The sequence below is a fragment of the Streptomyces sp. NPDC102462 genome (assembly GCF_044765425.1).
In the GTDB taxonomy this organism is placed as follows: domain Bacteria; phylum Actinomycetota; class Actinomycetes; order Streptomycetales; family Streptomycetaceae; genus Streptomyces.
This window is the reverse complement of record NZ_JBIWKB010000058.1, coordinates 1-24002: the sequence shown is the minus strand read 5'-3', so window position 1 is coordinate 24002 and position 24002 is coordinate 1. Positions and strand designations below refer to the sequence as shown.

Below are 24002 nucleotides of genomic sequence, written 5' to 3'. Positions count from 1 at the left end.
GGCGGGTGCGGGTGCGTTGTGGCTTGTCGCGCAGTTCCCCGCGCCCCTATGGGGCGAGGGCCGGCGCCGGTGGGTCAAAGCCACGGGGGTGCCTCGATTTGCCTGTGGGCGGGTGCGGGTGCGTTGTGGCTTGTCGCGCAGTTCCCCGCGCCCCTATGGGGCGAGGGCCGGCGCCGGTGGGTCAAAGCCACGGGGGTGCCTCGAATTGTCTGTGGGCGAGTGCGGGTTTGGTGTGGCTGGTCGCGCAGTTCCCCGCGCCCCTTCAGGGGGCTGCCGCTGACGTGGGCGTCAGGAGGCCGGAGGGGGTCGGTAGAGTGGGTGGGCGTCTTCTTGTTCGTTTGGGGGGAAGCCGGTGGGAATCCGGCGCTGACCCGCAACCGTGAACCGGCCGTCCGCGGCCGGTGAGCCGGACTGCCCCGGGCGGAACGTTGACCGGCTCACGTGCGTCGGCACCCGCCCCGCACGGCACCGTCGAGGTTTACGGGGCCCGAGCCGCCCGGGGTGTCCCGTGCTGCCCGGCTTCCTCGCGAACCGACCCGCGAAGAGAGGCACCCGCCGACCATGAACGTCCGCCGCAGCGCAGCGGCCCTGGCTGCCGTCGGCGTGCTCGCCGCCGCGGCGCCCGCCCTGGCCGCAAGCCCGTCACCGTCCCCGTCGACGGTGCTCCCGTCCGGGCTGTACGGCGACTCGGACCCGAAGTACGACGGCGTCTGGCGGCAGTCGCTTGCGCTGCTCGCGCAGCGCACGGTGTCCGTGACGCCCGCCGCCAAGGCGATCGACTGGCTGACCGGACAGCAGTGCGCGGACGGCGCGTTCGCCGCGTTCCGCGCCGAGCCCACGCGGGCCTGCGACGCCAAGGTGATGACCGACACCAACAGCACGGCCGCCGCCGTCCAGGCGCTGGTGGCGGTCGGCGGGCACGAGGACGCCACCGGCAAGGCGGTGACATGGCTGAAGTCGGTGCAGAACGAGGACGGCGGCTGGGCCTACGCCCCGGGCGGCGCGAGCGACGCGAACTCCACGGCCGTGGTCATCGGCGCGCTCGCGGCGGCCGGTGAGCGGCCCGCTGAGGTCACCAAGGGCGGCAAGTCGCCGTACGACGCGTTGCTGAAGCTGGCCCTGCCCTGCACCGGCGACAGCAAGGGCGCCTTCGCCTATCAGCCGGACAAGAAGGGCGCGTTGGCCGCCAACGCGGACGCCACCGCGGCGGCCGTGGTCGGCGTGCTCGGCGCGGGCCTCGACGCGAAGGCGGGCAAGGAGTCCAAGGAGTCCGGCACGGGCTGCGTGGACGCGGACCGGCTTACTCCCGAACAGGCCGCGGCCAACGGCGCGTCGTATCTCGCCCGCGCCGTCGCCGAGGACGGCCACCTCACCTCCGCGCTGGCCGGCGCCCCCGAGCAGCCCGACTACGGCAACACGGCCGACGCGGTCGTCGCGCTCGCCGCGCAGGGCGGTGCGCAGCGGGCGGCGAAGCCGTTGGCGTGGCTGGAGAAGAACGCGGCGGCCTGGGCGAAGCAGAGCGGTCCGGCCGGGTACGCCCAGTTGATCTTCGCGGCGCACGCCGCCGGCGCGGACCCGCGGGACTTCGGCGGTACGGACCTGGTGCGGGCGCTCAACGCGACCGGCCCGGCGCCGCAGACCGCCGAGGCGACGAAGGCCGCCGACGCGTCCGGCGAGAAGGACGACGGCGGCTCGGGCGCCGGTGTGTGGTGGATGGTCGGCGCCGGTCTGGCCGCGGGCGCCGGCATCGGCTTCCTGCTCAGCGGCCGCAGAAAGCAGCAGCAACTGTGACCGGCGTGCGGCGCGGCGCGCTCCTGCTGCTGGCCGCGCTCCTGGTGTGGGGCGCGGCGGGTCAGGCGCAGGCCGTCGGCTACCGGTACTGGTCCTTCTGGGACCGCGCGGGCGACAAGTGGACGTACGCCACCGAGGGCCCGTCGACGGCCCGCCCCGCCGACGGCGCCGTGCAGGGCTTCCGGTTCGCGGTGAGCGAGGACTCCGGCGACGCCACGCGCCCGCGCGGTACGGCGGACTTCGACACGATCTGCGCGCACACTCCGGAGCGGGAGGGCCGCAAGCGGGTGGCGCTGGTCCTCGACTTCGGTACGGCGGCGGACGCGGCCGACGGCGAGACACCGCCGAAGGCGCGGACCGCCTGCGCGGCCGTCGCGCCCGACGCGACGACCGCCCAGGCGCTGGCGGCGGTCGCGGGGCCGCTGCGCTACGACGCCAACGCCCTGCTGTGTGCGATCGCCGGATACCCGCGCAAGGGCTGCGGCGAGCAGGTGGCGTCCGCCGGTGACCGGCCGACGTCCGCCGCGAAGCGGCCCGCGGCCACCGAGGACGGCGGCCCGTCGATCGGCCTGTGGGCGGGCGCGGCGGCGGTCGTCCTGCTCGGCACGGCAGCTGTCTGGCAGTCCCGCCGACGCCGCAATGCGTGACCGCACCGACCGTCTGGCGGCGCGCCGCGTGCCCGGCACGGCAGAGCGGTCGGTGCCGGTGGGTGGCGGCAGGCGGCGGGGCGTGGTGCATCCCGGGGCCTGGTGGGTGTGGGCGCTCGGGCTCGGGGTGGGGGCCAGTCGGACGAGCAATCCGCTGCTGCTCGGGCTGCTCGTCGCGGCGGCGGGCTATGTGGTGGCCGCCCGGCGCAGCTCCGCGCCCTGGGCCCGGTCCTACACGGCGTTCGCCAAGCTGGCGCTCGCCGTCCTCGTCGTACGCCTCGTCTTCGCGGTGGTCCTCGGCTCGCCGATCCCCGGCACGCACGTCCTCGTCACCCTCCCCGAAGTCCCGCTGCCCGACTGGGCGCAGGGCATCCGGCTCGGCGGCCGGGTCACCGCCGAGTCACTGGTGTTCGCGCTGTACGACGGCCTGAGGCTGGCCACGTTGCTGATCTGCGTCGGCGCGGCCAACGCCCTCGCCAACCCGGCCCGTCTCCTCAAGTCCCTGCCGGGCGCCCTGTACGAGATCGGCGTGGCCGTGGTCGTGGCGCTCACCTTCGCGCCGAACCTGATCGCGGACGTACAGCGGCTGCGGGCCGCGCGCCGGCTGCGGGGACGGCCTGACCGGGGCGTGCGCGGACTGCTCCAGGTCGGCCTCCCCGTGCTGGAGGGCGCCCTGGAACGCTCCGTCGCGCTGGCCGCCGCGATGGACGCCCGCGGGTACGGCCGTACCGCCGACGTCCCCGTCGCCGTCCGCCGTACGACCGCCGCGCTCACCCTGGGCGGCCTGCTCGGCGTGTGCGCCGGCACGTACGGGCTGCTCACCGCCGAGGGCGGCACCTACGGGCTGCCGGTGCTGCTCGCCGGGGTGGTCGCGGCCCTCGCCGGGCTGCGCCTCGGCGGCCGGCGCTCGCCCCGCACCCGGTACCGGCCCGACCCGTGGAACGCGCGGGCCTGGCTGGTCGCCGCGTCCGGTGCCGCGGTCGCCGCGCTGCTCGCCCTGGCCGCGGCCCGGAACCCGGCAGCGCTGCACCCCGGGGTCGTGCCGCTCACCGCGCCCACGCTGCCGCTGTGGCCGGCGGCGGCCGTACTCCTCGCCCTCATTCCCGCAGCCGTGGTCCCCAAGGAGCCCTCGTGATCCCCAAGGAGCCGTCGTGATCCGCTTCGAGGACGTCAGCGTGACGTACGACGGTGCCGTCGAACCCACCGTCCAGGGGCTGGACTTCGAGGTGCCCGAGGGCGAACTCGTGCTGCTCGTCGGGCCGTCCGGGGTCGGCAAGTCCACGGTGCTGGGCGCGGTCGGCGGGCTCGTCCCGCACTTCACCGGGGGCACCCTGCGCGGCCGGGTCACCGTCGCGGGACGCGACACCCGTACCCACAAGCCGCGCGAACTCGCCGACGTCGTCGGCACGGTGGGGCAGGATCCGCTCGCGCACTTCGTCACGGACACCGTGGAGGACGAACTCGCCTACGGCATGGAGTCGTTGGGGCTGGCGCCGGCCGTGATGCGGCGGCGCGTCGAGGAGACCCTGGACCTGCTGGGGCTTGCGGAGCTGCGGGACCGGGCCATCGGCACGTTGTCCGGTGGGCAGCGGCAGCGGGTCGCGATCGGGTCCGTGCTCACTCCGCACCCACGGGTGCTGGTCCTCGACGAACCGACGTCGGCGTTGGATCCGGCCGCCGCGGAAGAGGTGCTGGCGGTGCTTCAGCGTCTGGTGCATGACCTGGGGACGACGGTGCTGATGGCCGAGCATCGGCTGGAGCGGGTGATTCAGTACGCGGATCAGGTGCTGTTGCTGCCTTCGGTGGGGGGTGCGCCCGTGCTGGGCGCTCCCGCTGAGGTGATGGCGGTGTCTCCGGTGTTTCCGCCGGTGGTGGATCTGGGGCGGTTGGCGGGGTGGTCGCCGTTGCCGCTCACTGTCCGCGAGGCGCGGCGCTGGGCTGGGCGGCTTCGGGTACGGCTCGCTGACCTCGCCCCTACAGCCCCGCCGCCTGCGACTGGCCGTCGTTCGGCTGCGGCGCCGTCGTCGTTGCCCGCGGCACCGCGGCGCTGGCCTCGACTTATGCGGCGTCGTTCGGCTGCGGCGCCGCGGGGGTTGCTCGCGCAGTTCCCCGCGCCCCTTCAGGGCGCGGAACAGCCGTCGGCCGGAACAGGCGACGGGGACGGTGCGGGCGCGGACCCGCCGTCCGTGACCGGCCACCCCCCGGCTGCGGCGCCGTCGGGGTCGCTCGCGCAGTTCCCCGCGCCCCTTCAGGGCGCGGAACAGCCGTCGGCCGAAACAGGCGGGCAGTTCCCCGCGTCCCTTCGGGGCGCGGAACAGCCGTCGGTCGAAATAGCCTCGGTGCGGGGGGTGGTGGTGTGGCGGGGGCGGGTTGAGGCTCTGCGGGGGGTTGATCTCACAGTGGGTCGTGGGGAGATCGTTGCTCTGATGGGGCGTAACGGGGCCGGAAAGTCCACGCTGCTCAACGCCCTGGTCGGGCTGGTGGAGCCGAGCGGGGGCAGGGTGCAGGTCGGCGGAGCCGTCCCGCATCGCACCCCGCCGCGCGAACTGGTGCGGCGGGTGGGGCTGGTTCCGCAGGAGCCTCGGGATCTGCTGTACGCCGACACCGTGGGCGCCGAGTGCGCCGCCGCCGACCGGGACGCGGGTGCCGAGCCCGGTACCTGCCGTGCGCTGGTGTCGGAGCTGCTGCCCGGGATCACCGACGACACGCATCCCCGTGACCTGTCCGAGGGCCAGCGGCTGGCGCTCGCGCTGGCCGTGGTGCTGGCCGCCCGTCCGCCGCTGCTCCTGCTGGACGAGCCGACCCGCGGCCTGGACTACGCGGCCAAGGCCCGCCTGGTCGCGCTGCTGCGCGGGCTCGCCGCCGAGGGGCACGCGGTCGTCCTGGCCACGCACGACGTGGAGCTGGCCGCCGAGCTGGCGCACCGGGTGGTGCTGCTCGCCGACGGTGAGGTGATCGCCGACGGCCCGACCGCCGACATCGTGGTCTCCTCGCCGTCCTTCGCCCCCCAGGTCACCAAGATCCTCGCCCCGCAGAAGTGGCTCACGGTGACCCAGGTGAGGGAGGCGCTGGCATGACGGCGCAGACCCCCCAGGCCAGGGCCGTACGGATCGGGCCCCGTTCCGTTGCCGCGCTCGGGCTCGTCGGGGCCGTCGGAGTGGTCGCCTTCGGGTGGCCCTTTCTCGCCTCGCCCGGGTCGGGGATCAGCGCTCATGCGCAGGACGCGCCGTGGCTGTTCGCCGGCCTGCTGGTGCTGCTGCTCGCGGTCGTCACGGCGGCGATCTCCGAGTCGGGTCTTGGCCCGAAGGCGGTGGCCATGCTGGGCGTGCTGGCCGCGACCGGCGCGGCGCTGCGGCCGATCGGCGCGGGTACGGCGGGGATCGAGCCGATGTTCTTCCTGATGGTGCTCAGCGGACGCGTCCTGGGCCCCGGCTTCGGCTTCGTACTCGGCTCGCTCACGATGTTCGCGTCCGCGTTGCTGACCGGCGGGGTGGGGCCGTGGCTGCCGTTCCAGATGCTGGCGATGGGCTGGTTCACGATGGGCGCGGGCCTGCTCCCGGGCCCGGACCGGCTGCGCGGGCGGGCCGAACTCGCGCTGCTGGCCGGGTACGGCTTCCTCGCCGCGTTCGCCTACGGCACCGTCATGAACCTCGCGGGCTGGCCCTTCATGGGCGCCCTGGCCTCGAACATCGCCTTCGACCCGCAGGCCGCGGTCCCCGCCAACCTGGCCCGGTTCGTCGCCTACTGCCTGGCCACGTCGCTCGGTTGGGACCTGGGCCGGGCCGTCTGCACGGTGCTGCTGACCCTCGTCCTCGGCCCGGCGCTGCTGCGGGCGCTGCGCCGGGCCACCCGGCGGGCCGCGTTCGAGACCGCGGTCACATTCGATGCCCCCGGCCGTTGACCTCTGGGTGAGCGTTCGTGCGCGGACGGTCGGCGGTGCGGTGAGCCGCCCCACATGACGCAGGTCACCTACGAAGCCGGATAGCAGGCCGCTTTGTCCGATATGTCCGTCGGTGCACCCCCCGCTGACCTGCGCCGTGCGAGCCAGGTCACACAAACGACCTTTCCCGCCTATGCGGCCACAACTAGTAAAAGGGGTCATTGCGGACAAGTTTCCGGCCTGTTTCTCTGGATCCCGTCGCCAGGCGCCGACGCACCCACCCGGGTCGCGGCGCCGACGTACGCCCACACCACCGAACGCGGAGGTGACGCGTACCGAGCGGCCCCCCGTCCCCAACGCAAGAGGTTCTCCGTGTCCGTCTCGTTCGTCCGTCGCTTCGCCGCCCCCAAGAAGGCCCTCGCCGTCGCCGCCGTGGCCGCCGCCACCACCGGCATGGTGCTGACCTCGTCGCCCGCCCAGGCCGCGCCCGCCGCGGACTCCTCGGCCCGGACGATCGCGAAGCAGATGATTCCGGACGCCGCGCAGTACAACGCGTTCAGCAAGATCGTCGAGCGCGAGAGCGGCTGGAACGTCAACGCCACCAACCGCTCCTCCGGCGCCTACGGTCTGGTCCAGGCGCTGCCCGCCCACAAGATGGCGTCCGCCGGCTCCGACTGGAAGTCCAACCCGGCCACCCAGATCAAGTGGGGCCTGGACTACATGAACTCCCGCTACGGCAGCCCCACCGCCGCCTGGAACTTCTGGCAGACCCACGGCTGGTACTGAGCCACTTCCCGCACCCGCCCGCGCCCCCGCACCCCACCCGGTGCGGGGGCGTGACGCGCGCATTGTTGGCCATGGGGATGCGGATTGGCGCGGGCTTTAAAGATCGTCTTCCTCGACGGGTTCGGGGGCGCGGATGTAGGCCAGGTCGAGTACGTAGCGTTCCGTGACCGGGCTGTTGCTCCACGCCTGGGCGAGGTGGTCTTCGAAGGCGTCGTCCGTGAGGTGGTCAAGGGTGGTCGCGTAGTAGTCGGCGGCCGCTTGCCGGTTCTCCCACCAGGCATGGCCTTCGTAGACACCGGGGCGGGGCAGGGTGACATCACCTGCGGGTCCGCGGTCGAGTTGGCCGATGACCAGGATGCCTGTTTCGGATTCGAGGCTGATGTCGGTGTGGCCTTCGGCCTCGGCGGGCGGGGCGGGTGGTGTGTCCCAGATGCGGATCGTGATCTGGACCTTCATGTCGGGTTGCAGGCTGAGGAGATACGGGTGGTAGCCGTTGCCGGCCACCACCCGTATCTCGGCTGCGTCCAGAGCGGCTTCGTCGCCGAGGTAGGCGTCTGCGTCATACACCTCCACAACGCAGCGGCCAGGGGTGGCGGTGACGTTGTGTTCGGCGAGAAGCTCCATGGTCAGTGGAACCTTCCTGCTGGTTGGTGACCTCTACATGGAAGAGGTCGTCGGTCAGGGTACGGAACGGCGGCCGACCGTTGGGGGCGGGTACGGTTGCGGTCTGTAGGCAGATCATGGACCGGTGACGGGCGGGCGGGGTGGCACTTTGGTGGTGCGCCTCGGTCAGGGCGCCGGGGGAGACGCGGGAGGTGGCGTGGTGAGTGGCGCACAAGGCGGGGGCGGCGGTCTTCCGGGGCCGCTGAGGCTGCCTGATCCGGGCGAGCTGCTCCACGACGAGAGCATTGACCTGTTCGACTTCGCGGGCGTCCTCGCACTCGCGCGTGCCTTCGTCGACGTCGACGGGGACGAGCAGGCCGCCGCCCTCGCGGCGCGCCTCGCCACCTCCGACGACGGGAAGCTGCGCGCGGCCGGCGTACTCGTCACCGCCCTGGTGCAGATCGTCGGGAAGAAGCCGAAGGACGCGCTGAAGACCATCCAGCGGCTGGGCGAGTCCTCGGACCCGGACATCGCCGCCGAGGTCCTTCTCATGCGGGGCATGGCGCTGCAAGCCCGCCGCAAGTGGGCTGACGCCGACGCCAACTACCAATTGGCCATGATGCTCCGCAACGGCGCCACCTCTGGCCTCGCCGCCATCCATCTCGGCTTCCTGCGTGTGGGGTCCGGCGAAGAGGGGGAGGCCGCACAGAGCTTCCTCGCCGCGACCAGTTGCGGTGACCCCGTGGTCACCGCGTACGCCGAGCTCGAACTCGCCCTGACCTTCGACCGCAACGGCCGGCGCGACGCCGCGGCCGCCCATTACCGCGCCGCGATGCACAGCCCGCACGCCAACGTCGCGCTGCGCGCGGCGTTCAACCTCGCCGGGCTGCTCAGGGACAGCGGCGACCCCGCTGCGGCCGAGGAGTCACGCGACCTGCTCGAACGCGTCCGGGCCACCGGTCATCCCGAGTACGCGCCCAAGGCCGCGGTGGACCTCGCGGTCGGCCGCCTGGAGGCGAACCAGACCGACGGCGTGGTGGAACTGCTCACCGTCGGCACCACCTCGGCCGACCCTGCGGTCTCCGCGCTGGCGCACCTGCATCTCGGCTCCTGCCTCGTGGATCCCGTGCAGGCCGACCGGCATCTCGCCATCGCCGAGAAGACCGGCCCACGTGAGGTCAAGCGGGCCGCGGCGCAGACTCGCAAGGTGCGGCGTGCGCGTTGATCTTTGACCGTGCGGGGCCGCGGCGCTGGCTGCGGCACCACTCGGCTGCGCCGGGCCGCGCCCGCCGGACCACCGTCCCAGCGCCACGCCGTCCCCCAGCCGCGGCGCCGTCGTGGTTGCTCGCGCCGTTCCCCGCGGAGCCGCGGCGCTGGCTTCAACACCACTCGGCTGCGACTGCGCCGCGCCGGCCGCCTGCGGACCACCGTCCCCGGCCGCGGCGCCGTCGTGGTTGCTCGCGCAGTTCCCCGCGCCCCTGCAGGGCGCGACCCCGGCGCCGCTCGGCTGCGGCTGCGGCTGCGGCTGCGGCTGCGGCTGCGGCTGCGGCTGCGGCATGCCAACCCCAGCGGCCCACCGTCCCCGGCCGCGGCGCCGTCGTGGCCGGGCGCGCAGTTCCCCGCGCCCCTGCAGGGCACTGACCTCGGCGCCCTTCCGCGTGGCGCAGCCAGCTGCGGACCAGCCTCCCCGGCCGCGGGGCCGTCGTGGTTGCTCGCGCCGTTCCCCGCGCCCCTGCAGGGCGCCAGCCCCGGCCCCCTTCCGCATGGCGCAGCCACCAGCGTTCCCGGCCGCGGGGCCGTCGTGGTTGCTCGCGTAGTTCCTCGCGCCGCTGCAGGGCGCACCGCATCGATGGCAGTCGACAAGCCGGCCCCGTCGTGTCGTGCCCCGCTGGGGTGGTCAGGCTGCGGTTACCTGGAGTTGTTTGATGCCGTTTATCCAGGATGAGCGGAGTCTGCGGGGGGTGTCGGAGAGTTTCAGGTTGGGCATGGCGTCGGCTATGGCCTGGAAGATCAGGTTGATTTCCAGTACCGCCAGGGATTTGCCGAGGCAGTAGTGCGGGCCGCCGCCGCCGAAACCGAGGTGTGGGTTGGGGTCGCGGGTGATGTCGAAGGTGTCCGGGTCCGTGAAGACGTCGGGGTCGTGGTTGGCGGAGGCGTAGAACAGGCCGACCCGGTCGCCCTTCTTGATCTGCCGCCGGCCCAGCTCGGTGTCCTGCGTGGCGGTGCGCTGGAAGGCGTTGACGGGCGTCGCCCAGCGGACGATCTCCTCCGCCGCGGTCTCCGGCCGCTCCCGCTTGTAGCGGTCCCACTGGTCGGGGTGGGTGAGGAAGGCGTGCATGCCGTGGGTGATGGCGTTGCGGGTGGTCTCGTTGCCCGCGACCGCCAGCATCAGCACGAAGAAGCCGAACTCGTCCGAGTTGAGGTTGCCCTCGTCCTCGGCGGCGACCAGCGTGCTGACGATGTCCTTGGCCGGGCACTGCTTGCGGTCGGCGGCCATGTTCATGGCGTACGCGATGATCTCGATGGCCGCCTCCGAGCTGACCTCCTCGGTGATCGCGTACTCAGGATCGTCGTACGCGACCATCTTGTTGGACCAGTCGAAGATCTTCGACCGGTCCTCCTGCGCCACGCCGATCAGCTCCGCGATCGCCTGGAGGGGCAGTTCGCAGGCGACCTCGGTGACGAAGTCGAAGGGCCCGGAGCGGGCCAGCGCGCCCTGGACGATCGCGTGCGCCCGGGCCCGCAGCCGGTCCTCCAGCGCACGGATGGCGCGCGGCGTGAAGCCGCGCTGCACGATCTGCCGGACCCTGGTGTGCTCGGGCGGGTCCATGTTGAGCAGGATCAGCCGCTGCGCGTCGATGGCGTCCCGTTCGATGTGCTCGTTGAAGCGGATGATCGCGGTGTTCAGGGACGAGGAGTAGATCTCCGGGTGGGTGGAGACGTACCGGACGTCCTCGTGCCGGGTCACGGCCCAGTAGCCGTCGTCGGCGAAGCCGGCCACGCCGTGCGGCTGCGGTATCCAGCGCACCGGCTCGGCCCGGCGCAGCTCGGCGAACTCCGGCAGCGGCACGCGGTGGTGCAGCAGATCGGGGTCGGTGAAGTCGAACCCGTCGGACAGCGCGGGACAGGGCATGTGCGACTCACTCCCACCATTTCTGACGGACCATCAGGAAATCCCGGTCGTCGCGACGGTAGTAACGGGTTCTACAAGTCGCAAGGGGCAGAGCGACCCCAATTGCGCGCGACCTCTTGCGGTGACGGACGGACGGTCAGCAAACTGCACACAGAACTGGTACGCGTTCTAGTTCTGCGTGGCGGGCCGGGCCGGGACGCCCCGCGCCGCGCGGGTGACCGAGGAGAGGACGTTTCCCCATGGCCGCGGAACCCGTGATCGTCGAGGCGGTACGCACCCCGATCGGCAAGCGCGGCGGCGCGCTCGCCAACCTCCATCCCGCCTATCTCCTGGGCGAGACCTACCGTGAACTGCTGGGCCGCACCGGCATCCCCGCCGACTGCGTCGAGCAGGTCGTCGGCGGTACGGTGACCCATGCCGGCGAGCAGTCCATGAACCCCGCGCGTACGGCGTGGCTGACCGTGGGCCTGCCGTACGAGACGGCGGCGACGACCGTGGACTGCCAGTGCGGCTCCTCGCAGCAGGCCGCGCACATGGTGGCCAACATGGTCGCGGCCGGCGTCATCGACGTCGGGATCAGCTGCGGCGTCGAGGCCATGTCGCGGGTGCCGCTCGGCTCGGGCTCCAAGCACGGTCCGGGCAAGCCGTTCCCCGACGAGTGGAACGTGGACCTGCCCAACCAGTTCGAGGCGGCGGAGCGCATCGCCCGCCACCGCGGCCTGACCCGGGAGGACGTCGACGCGCTGGGCCTGCTCTCCCAGGAGCGGGCCGCCAACGCCTGGGCCGAGGAACGCTTCAAGCGCGAGACGTTCGCCGTGCAGGTCCCCACCACCGAGGAGGAGCAGCACGCCGGGCAGGGCATGTGGCGGCTGGTCGACAAGGACGAGGGGCCGCGCGACACGTCCCTGGAGGCGCTGGCCCGGCTCAAGCCGATCATGCCGACGGCCGTGCACACCGCGGGCAACTCCTCGCAGATCTCGGACGGTTCGGCGGCCCTCATGTGGGCGTCCAAGCGGATGGCGCGGGCGCTGAAGCTGCGGCCGCGGGCGCGGATCGTCGCGCAGGCCCTGGTGGGCGCCGACCCGCACTTCCACCTGGACGGGCCGATCGACGCGACGAAGGCCGTGCTGGGCAAGGCCGGGATGACCCTCAAGGACATCGACCTGGTCGAGATCAACGAGGCGTTCGCCTCAGTGGTGTTGAGCTGGGCCCAGGTCTTCGACCAGGATCTGGCGAAGGTCAACGTCAACGGCGGTGCGATCGCCCTCGGGCATCCCGTCGGGTCGACCGGGGCCCGCCTGATCACCACGGCACTCCATGAACTGGAGCGCACGGACAAGGAGTTCGCGCTCATCACGATGTGCGCGGGCGGCGGACTGGCCACCGGCACGATCATCCAACGGCTCTGACATCCCCGCCGACACGGTCGCCTCACTCGGCATCCGCACACCGCGTGACTCGTCAAGTCATTGCTCCGGTGGTTGAGCCAGGCGGCCGGCGGTAACCGGGAGAGCGGCAGCGGCCAGTCCGGCGGCCCCCAAAGCGATGGCCTCGATGAAGGCCGGCAGGTAGGTGGGTTCGTGCAGGGGCCATGCCCAGCGTGCAGGGGTCCCGTGGTGAACGCCGAAGGCCGCGCAGGCGATCGGGAAGAGAGTAACGCTCGTGGCCGCGATACGAGGGCTGGTAAATGTGCGCAGCAGTAGGGCGAGTCCGAGGTAGCCCAGGAAGTTGCGGGCCATGCCCGGGGCGAGGACATGGCCGGTCAGGGACGATACGAGCCCGCCTCCGGCGAGCGTCAGTACGGCGCAGGCCGTCATGAACCCGGTGTCCCACAGCCGTACCGGTCGCACGGCCGTCGCTTCGATGGGGCTGTCTCCCCGGGACTGTCCGTACAGGATGAGGCACACCGGTGCGAGCGGCAGCAGGAACGGCAGAGGGAAGGCGAAGGAGAGTCCGCCGACTACGACCGGTACGGGGATCTGGATGGAATCGGCGACGGCGCCGAGGACGAGGCAGGCGGCGAGGGCGGCGCAGACCGCGGGTACCCGGCGCACGTGAAGCCACCAGTCCATGATCGTTTCTCTCTGTCGGTCGGCTCGTGATGGCCGTTCAGAAGCGGGCGGGGTCGAGGACGGGCTGCTTGTCGCACCGGAGGAGTGTCTGCGCATTCCGCTGGAACCAGGCCAGTTGAGCCTGCCGGGGGCGTTCGAGAACGCGGGTGGCGACCTCGACGTCCTCTGGTGCGTAGCGGGATGCGACGACCTCGGAGTCCGCTCCCGCGGTCAGGCTGAGCCAGGCGCTGAGCGGCCCGACAGCATTACCTCCCGGCCACTCACCGGACGTGGCACATGCCGGAATGTCTTGGGGTACAGCGCTCAGTGCGACAAGGGAGCGAATGTCATGGGAAGTCGGCATCGTCGACCACGGCGACAGTTCGGGAGTGGTGGCGACGCCGATGGCGGCCAGCCGGGTGTGCGCATCCGTTGCCCATGCGGCGATGTCCGCGGCGACATGCTTTTGTTCGGGCCACAGACAGACCCGTGGCTGTGTGTCCGAGCAGGTGCGCAGGGCGGTGGGCCGGGGTTCGGCCGCGCTGTACCCGAGGGGATGGACGATCCACGCCGAGACGGTCACGGCCACGGCCAGAACGACGGGGGCCAGGATGCGCACCCTCCACTGCCGTACCGTCACCAGCCGGGCGGCCAGCAGCAGGCCGATCGAGACCAGCGCGGGTGCCAGAACGCTGCGGGGCGCCGCTACCTGGTCGAGCGCACAGCACTCGGCGAGGTTCGCACCGTTCAGCTGCCGGACCCAGAAGGCGTTCATCGCCGCCGGGTAGGCCATCCACACGAAGCTGCCCACCAGCGCCACAGGAACGGCCAGCAGCCGGGGCAGGCTGAGCCCGATGACATATCCGACGGCGGTGTGCGCCGCGACGACCAGCAGTTCGAGACCGAGTACGGCCACAACGCTGCGGCCGGGAGCGCCCGCGGCCTGCGGCAGCAGCAGACCGAGGGCCAGCGCCACCGCAAGGGCCCCCAGGACGAGCGTGGGTGTCAGGGCGGCGAGTGACACGCTGCTGAAGGTCCGCACCGGTGCCCCTTGCAGGGCCCGGGACTGCCGGACCCGCAGTCCTTCCCAAGCGCCGCAGGCGGCCACCGCCGGTGCTGTCCAGACCAGCAGAGAAGTGCTTTGCGCGGCAACCGACTCCCAGTACCCGTCGGTGACCAGTTCGGTGACATTGCCGCTGTAGGCGAGCAGCCAAAGGATCAACAGAACGCCGATGCGGGGGGCGACGGACACCCGCAGCACGATGCGCCACGGCATGCTCACACCTCTTCCTTGACCAGGCCGGCGTAGGCAGCCTCGGCCCGGCGCTCCTGGGCGACCTGACCGGGCGCCAGGTCGACGGTTCGTCCATCAGCACCACCCGCGCCGAGTGCACCAGCGTCTGGGCGATACCGAGGCGCCGTAACTGGCCTCCCGACAGCTGGGCGGCGGAGCGTTCGGCCAACTCGCGCAGTCCCACCCGCTCGATCGTCTCCAGAGAACGGTCCCATGCGTCCCGCCGCGACAGGCCCTTCAGCCAGCCGGCGTACGCCGCCTGCTCCCTGACCCGCAGCCCCGGGACGGGAGTCACCTGCTGCGGCAGCCAGCCGACCTGCCGTCGGTACCGCTTCAGATCTCCCCGCCTACGGGTGTCGAGGTCGCCGAGCGTCACGCTGCCCGCGCGGGGCCTGAGCGCGGATGCGAGGAGCGACAGCAGCGTCGACTTCCCGGCGCCGTTCGGGCCGAGGAGCACGACGCATCCTGGCGGCAGTTCGAGCGTCAGGTCTTCGAGGACGAGATCCCGGCGCCGGTATCCAAAGGAACAGCGCGAGACATGGATGCTCATTCTGGCCTTCTGTCGACTTCCAGTGAGAGGCGTGAGCCTAACCCGCGACGTTGACTCGCTCACGCGCTCGGTGAGCAGCGGGCATCCGCAATAAGCTGCGGGCGTGAAATACAGCGAACTTGAGGCGGACGTTCTCCGGATGATCGTCGCGGCCACCGAGGATGACGTTCGTGCCTTCGGCGAGGAGACGGTCACTCGTCTGGTGCGGCCGGAACTGCTCGACGGTGCGGACGAGGACGAACTCACCGAAGAGGCGCGTGCGGCGCTGACCACCGCCTGCGCGAACGTCCTGACGATCAGCGCCGCCGAGCTGCACGACGCGCTCGCGGCGATCTATGACGGCATCCTGGTCGAAGACGATCTGGACCCCGGAGTCCTCACCGCCATCCGCGCGTTGGCGCATTGGCACAGCTACTTGGAGCAGAACCGGCGCGGCGAACTGTACGAACTCGCCATCCGTTCCATCGAGGAAATCGACCACGAGGTCTCCGCCGACCTCGACGACTTCCTCGCCACACCGGAGATGGCCGCTGAGTACGAGCGCATCCGCCGGCTGCTGGACCCCGACGCGGGGCAGGAACGCGGGACCCACGGCATGTAGTCCCCAGCACGCCCCCCTCGGCCCCTCACCGCGTCCCGGCGAGGGGCCCTCTTCGGTCTGAAAGCTGCTCCGGGTCACTTGTCCCCTGGTTCGCCGCTCGTCAACGGCCCGAGGCTCGTCCTCGATGAGCAGTATGCCGCCGGCATCAGCTACCTTCTGCTGCCGGTCTGACGGCCCGGCCTCACTTCAGGTGCCGTGTGAAGAACTGGGCGGCGGCGTCCCCCGCGAACTGCGGGACTCCGGTGTGACCGCCCATATTGGCGTGCAGGGACTTCTCCTTGGAGCCGAAGGCGTCGAACAGGTCCAGGGCCGCCTGCCGGTCGTTACCTTCGTCGTCCCACTGCAGCAGGACATGCAGCGGAATAGTGACCTGCCGGGCTTCCTCGAACATGACGCGAGGTACAAAACTTCCCGCGAACAGACCGGCGGCCACGATGCGCGGCTCGACCACCGCCAGCCGGATGCCGATAGAGATCACTCCCCCCGAGTACCCGACCGGACCGCCGATCTCGGGCAGCGACAGGACGGCGTCCAGCGCGGCCTGCCATTCCGGGACCGCCTTGTCGACCAGCGGGAGGATGAGGGCGTCGACAATCCCGTCGCTGACCGGCTCGCCGGCTTGCATCGCCCGGCGCAGGTCGGCGCGGGCCTGGTCGAGGGCAGGCCAACTGGGCCGGTCGCCGCTCCCGGGGAGTTCGATGGTGGCCGTGGCGAAGCCCTCCGCCGCGGAGTGCCGGGCCCGGGCCACCAGTCGGGGGTACATCTTGCGCAACCCGAGCGTGGGGTGGCCGAGCAGGATCAAAGGCACCGGCGCGGAAGTGGATGCGGCTTCGGGCGTCCACAGGATGCCGGGGATCTCACCGAGGGTGAATTCGCGTTCGAGGACGCCGTCGTCGAGGCGTTGCTCGGAAGTGAAATGCATGGTCGTGCCTTTCGGGAGTGCACTGCAACGGCGCTCCCGGACGACCTGTCTATCGCCCGACCGTGACCCCGGAGGGGAGCACCCATGTCAATACTGCGTTCACGGGTACCACCTCCTCGCTCTCTCGCACGGCCTCCGGAAATGTAGCAGTGGTCGGCCCTCGTCCGTCAAACGGTTTCTGGGAGAAATATGGGACACCGTGGGGAGTTCGGCGAGGTGGGCGCGCTCGTCGATGCCGTGCAGAAGGTTGCCGATGTTCGACGGCCCCGCGGTCTTCGCCCGTACTGTCAGCCCCGCATCCGCGGCGGCGGTCAGCAGGGCGGCAGCAGGCTGCTCGTCCTCGGCCAGACGGAAGGGCGGCCAACTGGCGACGGGGGTGACCTCGGTGGGCGCCGCGACGGGCAGTTCCGCGTCGAGTTCGGCGACCGCCTTGCGGACGAGCGTCTCGGCGGCGTGGGCGTCGAAGGCCGAGGCGCCGTTGCCGCCGGGCAGGTCGGCGGAGTCCAGGAGGCGTACGAGGTGCGCGGCACGGGAGATGGCACCGGCCACGGTCCGACTCGATCGGCCGGGCGAGCCACAGCCCCGGCCGGGCGAGCCGCAGCGGGGTCGGCCAGGTAGGCGCGGGCGCCACCGATGCCGCCGGTGTGCTCGTCATCGTCCAGCAGCTCGGCGCGCCCGCCGTGCAGATCAGCGGCGCGGGGCAGCAAGTCGGCGGCGATGTGGCAGAACATCGCCGCGGCGAGCCACCAGCAGCCCGACCGGCTCGCCCGCCGCGTCGTGCTGGCGGCGGTGCGGCAGGGTGCGGGCGGTCAGCCAGTCCTCCAGCACGCCCAAGACCGGCCCGTAGTCGTCGATCCCGGCCCGGCTCGGGCGCCGGACCAGCTCCTGGGCCGGCTCGATCACGGATTCCGCGCGGGCCTCGGCCGGCTCCACCATCCCGATATTAGGTGCTCGGCCGGCACGCGGTGGTGCACCGGGGCCGGGTGCTGGGCCACGGCGGTCTCGATGGCCGCCAACCTTGACCACCACTGCGGTGCCGGAGGTCTCCAGCACGCTCGTGGCCGCTGCCCCGTCCTGGTGGGCGAACAGCACTTCGGGCCGTTCCCGGTACAGCCGGCACAGCCCAGCACACGGGCTCGGTCGACCGGACCATGGCCGGATCGACCGGGGGCGTCTTACCCCCGGGCGACCCGGCTACTTGTCTGTCTGCGGAGCGGTGCTCAGATGCGCTTCTCGGTAGCCCACTCCAAGAACGACGTGAACACCGCGGGCCCGAAGGCGAGATGCGGGCCTGCGGGGTTCTTGGAGTCTCTTACGGCCACGGTGGCGCAGGGGGTTTCGGCGACCTCTACGCAACTGCCGCCCTCGTCGCCGCTGTACGTCGACTTGCGCCAGCCCAGGCCGCCGAGTGGTGCGCACTCCACGCAGTTGCCGCCCTGGTCGCTGCTGTAGCTGGACTTACGCCAGTTGCTCTCCATAGCGGTCCTCCATCACGTGCCGGATCAACTCCGCCGAGTCTCGCAGGGACAGCGCGGCGGCTTGCAGATGATCGTAACGGAGTGAGCACTTCTTGACGGTGGCCCGGTCGGCGGTTGGATGTCCGCTGCCGCCGTAGCCCTCCGTGTACACGATGGCCGGGTCGCTCTCAAAGCGGAAGATGTCGAATGAGCCTTGCAGGCCCGCGTGCGCCCCGGCAGAGAACGGCAGCACCTGGATGTTGATCTGCGGATTGTGCTCGAACGAGGCCAAGTGGGCCAGTTGGCCGCGCATGGTCTCCGCGTCGCCGATCTCCTGGTGCAGCGCGGCCTCGCTGAGGACCATCCAGAAGACCAGTTGCCCGGCCCTTTCGAAGATCCGCTGGCGGGCCAGTCGTACCGCGGTGCGGTCGTCGAGGTCGCTGTGATCCAGCGCACCGAGCACGGCACGTGCGTAGGTCGGCGTCTGCAACAAGCCGTGGACCAGGTGAGTGTGGAAGGCGGAGATCTCCGTAGACCGCGCCTCCAGCTCGGCCACCTCCCGGAACCAAGCCGGAAGTTGGCTGCGCATCACCAGCGCAACCAGCCGCGAAAGCAACCCGCCCGTCTCCAGCGCCGCGTCCGCCCGTTCGCTGAACTCCTGCGTCGGCAACTTGCGGGCCGTTTCGATCTGGCCGATGAGCGAACCCGTGTAGTTGAGGATGTCCCCGAGCTGGCGTTGTGTCAGTCCGGCGACCTCCCGGTGCCGGCGCAGCTCGAAGCCATAGAAGTCGAGCGGCGACGCCCCCGGGTCGAGTACGTTGATGTGGGTCACGGACGGTTCCCCTCTCGCGCAACTCGGTCCACGGCGGGACCTGTTGTATCCGTTCCATAGCCGAGCGTAGTCGCGGCAGGTCAGCCTCGTGGCGTGAACTTGCACATTCCCCACTACCGCATGAGTCTCGCCGTGGGCGAGCACTCCGTGCGGCACATGCGCAACATCGTGCGCTCCCTGCTCCGTGACTGGGGGCTGGCCGACCTGACGGACGCCGTGGAACTGGGCGTGAGCGAACTGGTCAGCAACGTCGTACGCCATGTACCCGACCGCCGCTGCGTGCTGCTGGTGCAGCGGCGGAAGTCGGTCGTACGGGTCGAGGTGACCGACGGATCACCCGACCTGCCGCTTGTCACCCTCCACCCGCCGCTGGACGGGGAGGGCGGACGCGGACTCCTCCTGGTCGACGCGGTCGCCGACAAGTGGGGCGTCCAGCCGCGCCCCGGCGGCGGCAAGACCGTGTGGTTCGAGTGCGGCCCGCGGCCCCTGGAAGAGATAGGACAGTCCGAGGCCCCCGGCCACGACCATCGCGCCGCCGACCGCGTCCAGTACCCAGTGATTGCCCGTCGCGACGATGGCCGACACGGTGAACAGCGGGTGCAGTAGGCCCAGCGCCTTCATCCACCACCTGGGGGCGATGACCGCGATGACCACCCCGCACCACAGGGACCAGCCGAAGTGCAGCGAGGGCATCGCCGCGTACTGGTTGGTGAGGGCGGTCAGGGTGCCGTAGTCCGGCTTGGAGAAGTCCTGGACGCCGTGCACGGTGTCGATGATGCCGAGGTGCGGCATCAGACGGGGCGGGGCCAGCGGGAACAGCCAGAAGCCGACCAGCGCGAGCAGGGTGGCGAAACCGAGGGAGGAGCGGGCCCAGCGGTAGTCGACGGGGCGGCGCAGGTAGAGGACGGCGAGCACGCTGAGCGGGACGACGAAGTGGAACGACTCGTAGTAGAAGTCGAAGAAGTTCCGCAGCCAGTCGATCTTGACGACGGCGTGGTTGACCGCGTGCTCGATGTCGATGCGCAGGAACCGTTCGAGGTCGAGGATCAGTTGGCCGTGGTGTTCGGCGGTGGCCCGCCCCTCGGCGTTGCTGCCGCCGGTCGCCGCGAGCCGGACCTGCTGGTAGGCGGCGTAGGTGACGCGTATCAGGAGCAGTTCGAGGAGGAGGTTGGGGCGGGTGAGGACCCGGCGGAGGAACGGCAGGAGCGGGACGCGCCGGAAACGGGCGGGGACCGGCTTCGCGTACTGCGGCGGGACCGGGCTCGCGTAGTACGGCGAGGTGCGCGAAAGGAACGGCACCGCGGTGGCGGCGGCGACGGCCGCGAGCAGCACGATGTTGTCCCGCAGCGGGTACAGCACCGGCATGTTCGGCAGCATCATCTTCGCCGGGAGGGTGGTCACCAGGACCACGGCGACCGGCCAGACGTAGCGGTCCGAGGCGCGCTTGCCGACCCGGCCGACGACCGCGAGCAGCACCCACAGCAGCTGGTGCTGCCAGGTGGTCGGCGACACGGCGACGGCCGCGCAGCCGGTGATCGCGACGGCGAGCAGCAGCTGGCCGTCGCGGGCGTAGCGGACGGCGCGGCGCAGGGCGAGGGTCGCGACGACCGCGCCGAGCACCAGGAAGACGGCTATCTCCAGCGGGCCGGTCAGATCCAGGCGGAGCAGCGCGCCGTGCAGGGACTGGTTGGCGAGGGCGTCGGCCTTGCCGCCGAGACCCACGCCCGCCATGTGGTGCACCCAGTAGGTGTAGGAGTCGTGCGGCATCGCGGCCCAGGCCAGCACGGTGGCCGCGGCGAACGTACCCGCGGCGGAGGCGGCGGCGCGGCGGCGGCCGGTGAACCACAGCAGCGGGGCGAACAGCAGCACGGTCGGCTGGAGCGCGGCGGCGACGCCGATGCACAGGCCGCCGACCCGCTGCCCGCGGACGACGAAGCAGCCGAGCAGGACGAGCAGCACGGGTATGACGCTGGTCTGGCCCAGCCACAGCGTGTTGCGGACGGGCAGGGACAGCATCAGCAGGCTGATCGCGACCGGCGCGGCCAGCAGCGCGGTGCGGCGGCTGACCGGCTGGGGCAGGGCGCGGGCCGCGACCAGGCCGAGGGCGACGACCAGCAGCAGGGTGCCGAAGGTCCAGCCCCAGCCGAGGGCCTGCTCGGCAGCGCGGGTCAGCGGCTTGAGTACCAGACCGCCGAAGGGGGTGCCGGTAAACCGGGTCGAGTCGTACAGGGAGCCGTTGACGTGCAGGACGCCGTCGGGGCCCACCCAGGTCTCCAGGTCCGTCAGCCGCTCCCCGCGGGGTGAGCCGAGGACCGCGGTCAACTGGCGTACCGCGAGGATCCCGGCCACCGCCCACAGGGCCAGCCTGGCCGCCTTCAGACGGGCCCTGGCCGACGCTCCCGCGAAGCCCTCCCCCGGTCGCCCGCTGTGCTCCACGTTCGCCACGCCTCGTCGGCCTCCCGCCCCGTCCGACCCGCACGTCCGCGCGGGTTTCCCTTTGCGCACCCTATGAAGATGCGCTGCCCCCTGGAGAGTGACGCGGGAAACCCCTGCTTCACCTGACGTCCGCTCGCCTTTTGTCCGCAAGACGATAGTGCGCAGGGGGTGGGGTTGCGCCCACGGGGAGCGAGATGGATCACAGCGGGCGAGGCGCGGGGGCGCGGCGGGGCGGGTCTGCGTGCCTGCTTGGGGGGTGTTTGGCTGCTCTGTGCGGTGATGTGCGTACGGCACGTAAGGGACGTACGTCCGCCTATGGTCGAAATTCGGCCTGCTGCGGTGGGCCCCCGTTCCTGTCCCCGTCGAGAGGTAGGCGAGCGCAGTTTTGCCGGCCGCCACAGTCGTCACACCGTCCGAGCCGCCCAGGTCGCCCGGGGCGGCTGCCGCCCCTGCGCGGGGCCGGGTCACCGAGACCGACCCGGCGCTCGTCAAGCGCGCCGTGAAGGCCGCCGCGCTGGGCAACGCCATGGAATGGTTCGACTTCGGTGTCTACAGCTACATCGCGGTGACGCTGGGCAAGGTGTTCTTTCCGTCCGGCAACCCGACCGCGCAGCTGCTGTCGACGTTCGGCGCCTTCGCGGCGGCCTTCCTGGTCCGGCCGCTCGGCGGCATGGTCTTCGGGCCGCTCGGCGACCGGGTGGGCCGGCAGAAGGTACTGGCCCTCACCATGATCATGATGGCGGCGGGCACCTTCGCGATCGGCCTGATCCCGTCGTACGCGACGATCGGGGTGGGCGCGCCGCTCCTGCTGCTGGCGGCGCGGCTGGTGCAGGGCTTCTCCACCGGCGGTGAGTACGCGGGCGCGTCCACGTTCATCGCCGAGTACGCGCCCGACCGCAGGCGGGGCTTCTTCGGCAGCTGGCTGGAGTTCGGCACGCTCGCCGGGTACATCGGCGGTGCGGGTCTGGTGACGCTGATGACGGCGCTGCTGTCCGCGGACGACCTGGTGTCCTGGGGCTGGCGCATCCCGTTCCTGATCGCCGGTCCGATGGGGATCGTCGGGCTGTATCTGCGGATGCGGCTGGAGGAGACCCCGGCGTTCGCGGCGGAGGTCGCGAAGAGCGAGTCGGCCCGGCCGAAGGTGCCGCTGCGCGACATGATCGCCGGCCAGTGGCGTGCCCTGCTGCTGTGCGTGGCCCTGGTCCTGGTCTTCAACGTCACCGACTACATGCTGCTGTCGTACATGCCGAGCTATCTGACGAGCGAGCTGAAGTACGACGAGACGCACGGGCTGCTCGTGGTGCTCGGGGTGATGGCGCTGATGATGGTCGTGCAGCCGTTCGCGGGCGCCCTGACCGACCGCGTCGGCCGCCGCCCCCTGATCGCGGCGGGCTGCGCGGGCTTCCTGCTGCTTTCGGTCCCGTCCCTGCTGCTGATCCGCCAGGGCAGCCTGCTCGCGGTGGCCCTCGGCATGGGCGCGCTGGGGCTGCTGCTGGTCTGCTTCACGGCCGCGATGCCGTCGGCGCTGCCCGCCCTGTTCCCGACGCCGGTCCGCTACGGCTCCCTGTCGATCGGCTTCAACATCTCGGTCTCCCTGTTCGGCGGCACGACCCCCCTGGTGGTCACCGCCCTGATCGGCACGACCGGGGACATGATGATGCCCGCGTACTACATGATGGCGGCGGCAGTGATCGGCGCCGTGGCGGCCTGGCGCCTCCCCGAATCAGCAGGCCGCCCCCTCCCGGGTTCCCCACCCGCCCGAGAACCCCTACCAGCCGTCCCGTCCCCGGCCCGGCGCGGCTAGGCCACGACGGCTGACGTTGTTGCAGGCGAGAGCTGATGCGGCGCATTCCTGGCATTGGCGCGGCGCGGTGTGTATGGGGTTGCACCTTCCCCAGCGGCATGTGGTCCGGTGGACTTACGTCCCGATGCCTTGAGGAAAGGTCCCTGCTCATGCATTCGTCTTTCAGGCCACCCCGTCAGGTCAAGATCGGTGACGCGGCGGCCTTCGTGGGCAGCACGCCACGGGCGATTCGCCATTACCACGAGATCGGCCTGCTCCCCGAGCCTGAGCGGGGCGGCGATGACCGCCGCCGCTACGGGTACGAGGACATGATCCGCTTGCTGTGGATTCGCAAGATGGCCGACGCCGGGATCGCCCTGGACGACATCCGTGACGCCTTCACCACCGGCACGGCTTCCGCCGGTGCGGACAGCGGAGAAGGTATCGCGGGCATCCTGGAGCGGTTGGAGGAAACCCTCGCCGAGCAGGAAGCGGAATTGCGGCGGCAACGGACCGCCGTGCAGCGGATGCGCACCGAAGGCAGCCGGATGGGCCTGCTCTCCGACTTCGTCACCGAACGCCTCAAGAGCCTGCCCGAGGGCTCCCTGCGTCAGGCGGACCTGGACAGTCTGCTGGTCACTGAGCGGATCTTCGGCCCGCTCGGCGCGGCCGTCCAGGCCACCCGCTTCGTCGTCCTGGCCACGCATCCCGCTCTGCGGGAGGAATCCGACCGCATCGATGAGGCCGAGGAGGCACTCGATGACAGTGTCGCCGTCGATGATCCACGGGTGGCTCAAGTGGCCGTCGAGCGGCACGCCTTCGAAAGCGCCCTGCAGGCCGTCATCGAGGAGTCCGGCCTGGGTGAGGACGACGATGCCCTCTTCGACGCCTGGGACACTTTGCAGCCTGCCACCGCCGATGACGGCGAGGGCGAGGGCGAGGCTGACCTCGGCTCTGGCAGGCGGGAGGCTGACTCCATGAGCGCGTTCGAAGCCACCGGCAAGATGCCCTACGACTTCTCCCCAGCCCGCCTGCGCTGTATGGAACTGACGGAAGAACTATCCGCCCAAGACTCACCCGCTACCTAAACACGGCCCAGCCCTGCCCTAGCCCTGCCCGGCGAGGGTATGCCTGCACGTCTCGGCGCGGCGGACCTTACGGTTTGTGGGTCACCCAGAGCAGTTCCGCCGGCCAGCGGTGTGCCCAGTCGGGTGGGTCGGTCTCGTTGTAGCCGTT

The 24002-nt window shown here is 71.4% G+C and carries 21 protein-coding genes, 2 pseudogenes and 1 riboswitch; of the genes and pseudogenes, 12 read left to right on the top strand and 11 right to left on the bottom strand.

The genetic code is table 11. The features are described 5' to 3' along the window. Positions 1–342 precede the first annotated feature (342 nt). Positions 343–417, top strand: a riboswitch (cobalamin riboswitch). A 144-nt stretch (positions 418–561) separates the two neighbouring features. From ACIRFL_RS34845 to ACIRFL_RS34820, 6 genes are all read left to right on the top strand, one after another. Next, complete coding sequence (locus ACIRFL_RS34845; RefSeq protein ID WP_404036766.1) at positions 562–1791, top strand: prenyltransferase/squalene oxidase repeat-containing protein; 1230 nt, start codon at positions 562–564, stop codon at positions 1789–1791. Further along, positions 1788–2438, top strand: a complete 651-nt coding sequence (locus ACIRFL_RS34840) for an SCO2322 family protein (RefSeq protein ID WP_404036763.1) — start codon at positions 1788–1790, stop codon at positions 2436–2438. The genes ACIRFL_RS34845 and ACIRFL_RS34840 overlap by 4 nt, the downstream gene beginning before the upstream one ends. Continuing rightward, positions 2431–3573, top strand: coding sequence for a CbiQ family ECF transporter T component (locus tag ACIRFL_RS34835; protein WP_404036761.1), 1143 nt, complete (start codon positions 2431–2433; stop codon positions 3571–3573). Before ACIRFL_RS34840 ends, ACIRFL_RS34835 begins: the two co-directional genes overlap by 8 nt. Before the next feature lie 16 nt (positions 3574–3589). After that, entirely contained in the window at positions 3590–5515 is a 1926-nt protein-coding gene (locus ACIRFL_RS34830) for an ABC transporter ATP-binding protein (RefSeq protein ID WP_404036758.1), read from the top strand. After that, on the top strand, positions 5512–6339 hold the full coding sequence (locus tag ACIRFL_RS34825; RefSeq protein ID WP_404036755.1) for an ECF transporter S component: 828 nt from the start codon (positions 5512–5514) through the stop codon (positions 6337–6339). Before ACIRFL_RS34830 ends, ACIRFL_RS34825 begins: the two co-directional genes overlap by 4 nt. 351 nt (positions 6340–6690) lie before the next feature. Beyond that, positions 6691–7104 (top strand): transglycosylase SLT domain-containing protein, encoded by a 414-nt coding sequence (locus tag ACIRFL_RS34820; protein ID WP_404036752.1) that lies wholly within the window; start codon positions 6691–6693, stop codon positions 7102–7104. A 96-nt stretch (positions 7105–7200) separates the two neighbouring features. Here ACIRFL_RS34820 and ACIRFL_RS34815 read toward each other — a convergent pair whose 3' ends face one another. Beyond that, on the bottom strand, positions 7201–7728 hold the full coding sequence (locus ACIRFL_RS34815; RefSeq protein WP_404036749.1) for a hypothetical protein: 528 nt from the start codon (positions 7726–7728) through the stop codon (positions 7201–7203). Positions 7729–7927: 199 nt separating this feature from the next. Between ACIRFL_RS34815 and ACIRFL_RS34810 the strand changes: the two genes are divergently transcribed. Beyond that, on the top strand, positions 7928–8932 hold the full coding sequence (locus ACIRFL_RS34810; protein ID WP_404036747.1) for a hypothetical protein: 1005 nt from the start codon (positions 7928–7930) through the stop codon (positions 8930–8932). A gap of 672 nt (positions 8933–9604) precedes the next feature. On the opposite strand, the gene ACIRFL_RS34805 is transcribed toward ACIRFL_RS34810, so the two are convergent. Further along, a complete protein-coding gene (locus ACIRFL_RS34805; RefSeq protein WP_404036745.1) occupies positions 9605–10840 on the bottom strand; it encodes a cytochrome P450 in 1236 nt (411 codons plus the stop codon). A 239-nt stretch (positions 10841–11079) separates the two neighbouring features. On the opposite strand from ACIRFL_RS34805, the gene ACIRFL_RS34800 reads away from it, so the two are divergent. Next, entirely contained in the window at positions 11080–12249 is a 1170-nt protein-coding gene (locus ACIRFL_RS34800) for a steroid 3-ketoacyl-CoA thiolase (RefSeq protein ID WP_404036742.1), read from the top strand. 57 nt (positions 12250–12306) lie between these two features. Here ACIRFL_RS34800 and ACIRFL_RS34795 read toward each other — a convergent pair whose 3' ends face one another. The 3 genes and pseudogenes from ACIRFL_RS34795 to ACIRFL_RS34785 form a co-directional block, all read right to left on the bottom strand. After that, a complete protein-coding gene (locus ACIRFL_RS34795) occupies positions 12307–12912 on the bottom strand; it encodes a hypothetical protein (RefSeq protein ID WP_404036739.1) in 606 nt (201 codons plus the stop codon). 37 nt (positions 12913–12949) lie between these two features. After that, a complete protein-coding gene (locus ACIRFL_RS34790) occupies positions 12950–14173 on the bottom strand; it encodes a hypothetical protein (RefSeq protein ID WP_404036737.1) in 1224 nt (407 codons plus the stop codon). Between the two features lie 85 nt (positions 14174–14258). After that, positions 14259–14735: pseudogene (locus ACIRFL_RS34785) on the bottom strand (ATP-binding cassette domain-containing protein); the annotation flags it as partial. A 103-nt stretch (positions 14736–14838) separates the two neighbouring features. On the opposite strand from ACIRFL_RS34785, the gene ACIRFL_RS34780 reads away from it, so the two are divergent. After that, the gene (locus ACIRFL_RS34780) at positions 14839–15336 is read left to right on the top strand and encodes a hypothetical protein (protein WP_404036734.1); all 498 of its coding nucleotides are present in this window, start codon (positions 14839–14841) and stop codon (positions 15334–15336) included. 181 nt (positions 15337–15517) lie between these two features. On the opposite strand, the gene ACIRFL_RS34775 is transcribed toward ACIRFL_RS34780, so the two are convergent. From ACIRFL_RS34775 to ACIRFL_RS34755, 5 genes are all read right to left on the bottom strand, one after another. After that, complete coding sequence (locus ACIRFL_RS34775; RefSeq protein WP_404036731.1) at positions 15518–16258, bottom strand: alpha/beta hydrolase; 741 nt, start codon at positions 16256–16258, stop codon at positions 15518–15520. 99 nt (positions 16259–16357) lie between these two features. Continuing rightward, a complete protein-coding gene (locus ACIRFL_RS34770; RefSeq protein ID WP_404036728.1) occupies positions 16358–16807 on the bottom strand; it encodes a hypothetical protein in 450 nt (149 codons plus the stop codon). A 138-nt stretch (positions 16808–16945) separates the two neighbouring features. Beyond that, positions 16946–17194 carry a hypothetical protein gene (locus ACIRFL_RS34765; RefSeq protein WP_404036726.1) on the bottom strand — a complete coding sequence of 83 codons (249 nt, stop codon included), beginning with the start codon at positions 17192–17194 and terminating at the stop codon, positions 16946–16948. A 284-nt stretch (positions 17195–17478) separates the two neighbouring features. Next, a complete protein-coding gene (locus ACIRFL_RS34760; RefSeq protein ID WP_404036723.1) occupies positions 17479–17736 on the bottom strand; it encodes a DUF397 domain-containing protein in 258 nt (85 codons plus the stop codon). Next, positions 17717–18547 carry a helix-turn-helix domain-containing protein gene (locus tag ACIRFL_RS34755; protein ID WP_404036720.1) on the bottom strand — a complete coding sequence of 277 codons (831 nt, stop codon included), beginning with the start codon at positions 18545–18547 and terminating at the stop codon, positions 17717–17719. Before ACIRFL_RS34755 ends, ACIRFL_RS34760 begins: the two co-directional genes overlap by 20 nt. 120 nt (positions 18548–18667) lie before the next feature. Here ACIRFL_RS34755 and ACIRFL_RS34750 point away from each other — a divergent pair. Further along, positions 18668–18958: pseudogene (locus ACIRFL_RS34750) on the top strand (ATP-binding protein); the annotation flags it as partial. On the opposite strand, the gene ACIRFL_RS34745 reads toward ACIRFL_RS34750, so the two are convergent. After that, the gene (locus ACIRFL_RS34745) at positions 18881–20992 is read right to left on the bottom strand and encodes a bifunctional glycosyltransferase 87/phosphatase PAP2 family protein (RefSeq protein ID WP_404036717.1); all 2112 of its coding nucleotides are present in this window, start codon (positions 20990–20992) and stop codon (positions 18881–18883) included. The pseudogene ACIRFL_RS34750 and the gene ACIRFL_RS34745 sit on opposite strands and share 78 nt — an antisense overlap. Before the next feature lie 376 nt (positions 20993–21368). Between ACIRFL_RS34745 and ACIRFL_RS34740 the strand changes: the two genes are divergently transcribed. Together ACIRFL_RS34740 and ACIRFL_RS34735 are read left to right on the top strand one after the other, a co-directional pair. Continuing rightward, a complete protein-coding gene (locus tag ACIRFL_RS34740) occupies positions 21369–22787 on the top strand; it encodes an MFS transporter (protein WP_404036715.1) in 1419 nt (472 codons plus the stop codon). 149 nt (positions 22788–22936) lie between these two features. Beyond that, complete coding sequence (locus ACIRFL_RS34735; protein WP_404036712.1) at positions 22937–23854, top strand: MerR family transcriptional regulator; 918 nt, start codon at positions 22937–22939, stop codon at positions 23852–23854. Positions 23855–24002: the final 148 nt, after the last annotated feature.

Bases quoted from the DNA above. Each gene is read 5' to 3' on its own strand.
- ACIRFL_RS34775 (WP_404036731.1), bottom strand. From the start codon at position 16,258: ATGCATTTCACTTCCGAGCAACGCCTCGACGACGGCGTCCTCGAACGC.
- ACIRFL_RS34765 (WP_404036726.1), bottom strand. From the start codon at position 17,194: ATGGTGGAGCCGGCCGAGGCCCGCGCGGAATCCGTGATCGAGCCGGCC.
- ACIRFL_RS34735 (WP_404036712.1), top strand. From the start codon at position 22,937: ATGCATTCGTCTTTCAGGCCACCCCGTCAGGTCAAGATCGGTGACGCG.
- ACIRFL_RS34815 (WP_404036749.1), bottom strand. From the start codon at position 7,728: ATGGAGCTTCTCGCCGAACACAACGTCACCGCCACCCCTGGCCGCTGC.
- ACIRFL_RS34825 (WP_404036755.1), top strand. From the start codon at position 5,512: ATGACGGCGCAGACCCCCCAGGCCAGGGCCGTACGGATCGGGCCCCGT.
- ACIRFL_RS34760 (WP_404036723.1), bottom strand. From the start codon at position 17,736: ATGGAGAGCAACTGGCGTAAGTCCAGCTACAGCAGCGACCAGGGCGGC.
- ACIRFL_RS34795 (WP_404036739.1), bottom strand. From the start codon at position 12,912: ATGGACTGGTGGCTTCACGTGCGCCGGGTACCCGCGGTCTGCGCCGCC.
- ACIRFL_RS34805 (WP_404036745.1), bottom strand. From the start codon at position 10,840: ATGCCCTGTCCCGCGCTGTCCGACGGGTTCGACTTCACCGACCCCGAT.
- ACIRFL_RS34835 (WP_404036761.1), top strand. From the start codon at position 2,431: ATGCGTGACCGCACCGACCGTCTGGCGGCGCGCCGCGTGCCCGGCACG.
- ACIRFL_RS34845 (WP_404036766.1), top strand. From the start codon at position 562: ATGAACGTCCGCCGCAGCGCAGCGGCCCTGGCTGCCGTCGGCGTGCTC.
- ACIRFL_RS34800 (WP_404036742.1), top strand. From the start codon at position 11,080: ATGGCCGCGGAACCCGTGATCGTCGAGGCGGTACGCACCCCGATCGGC.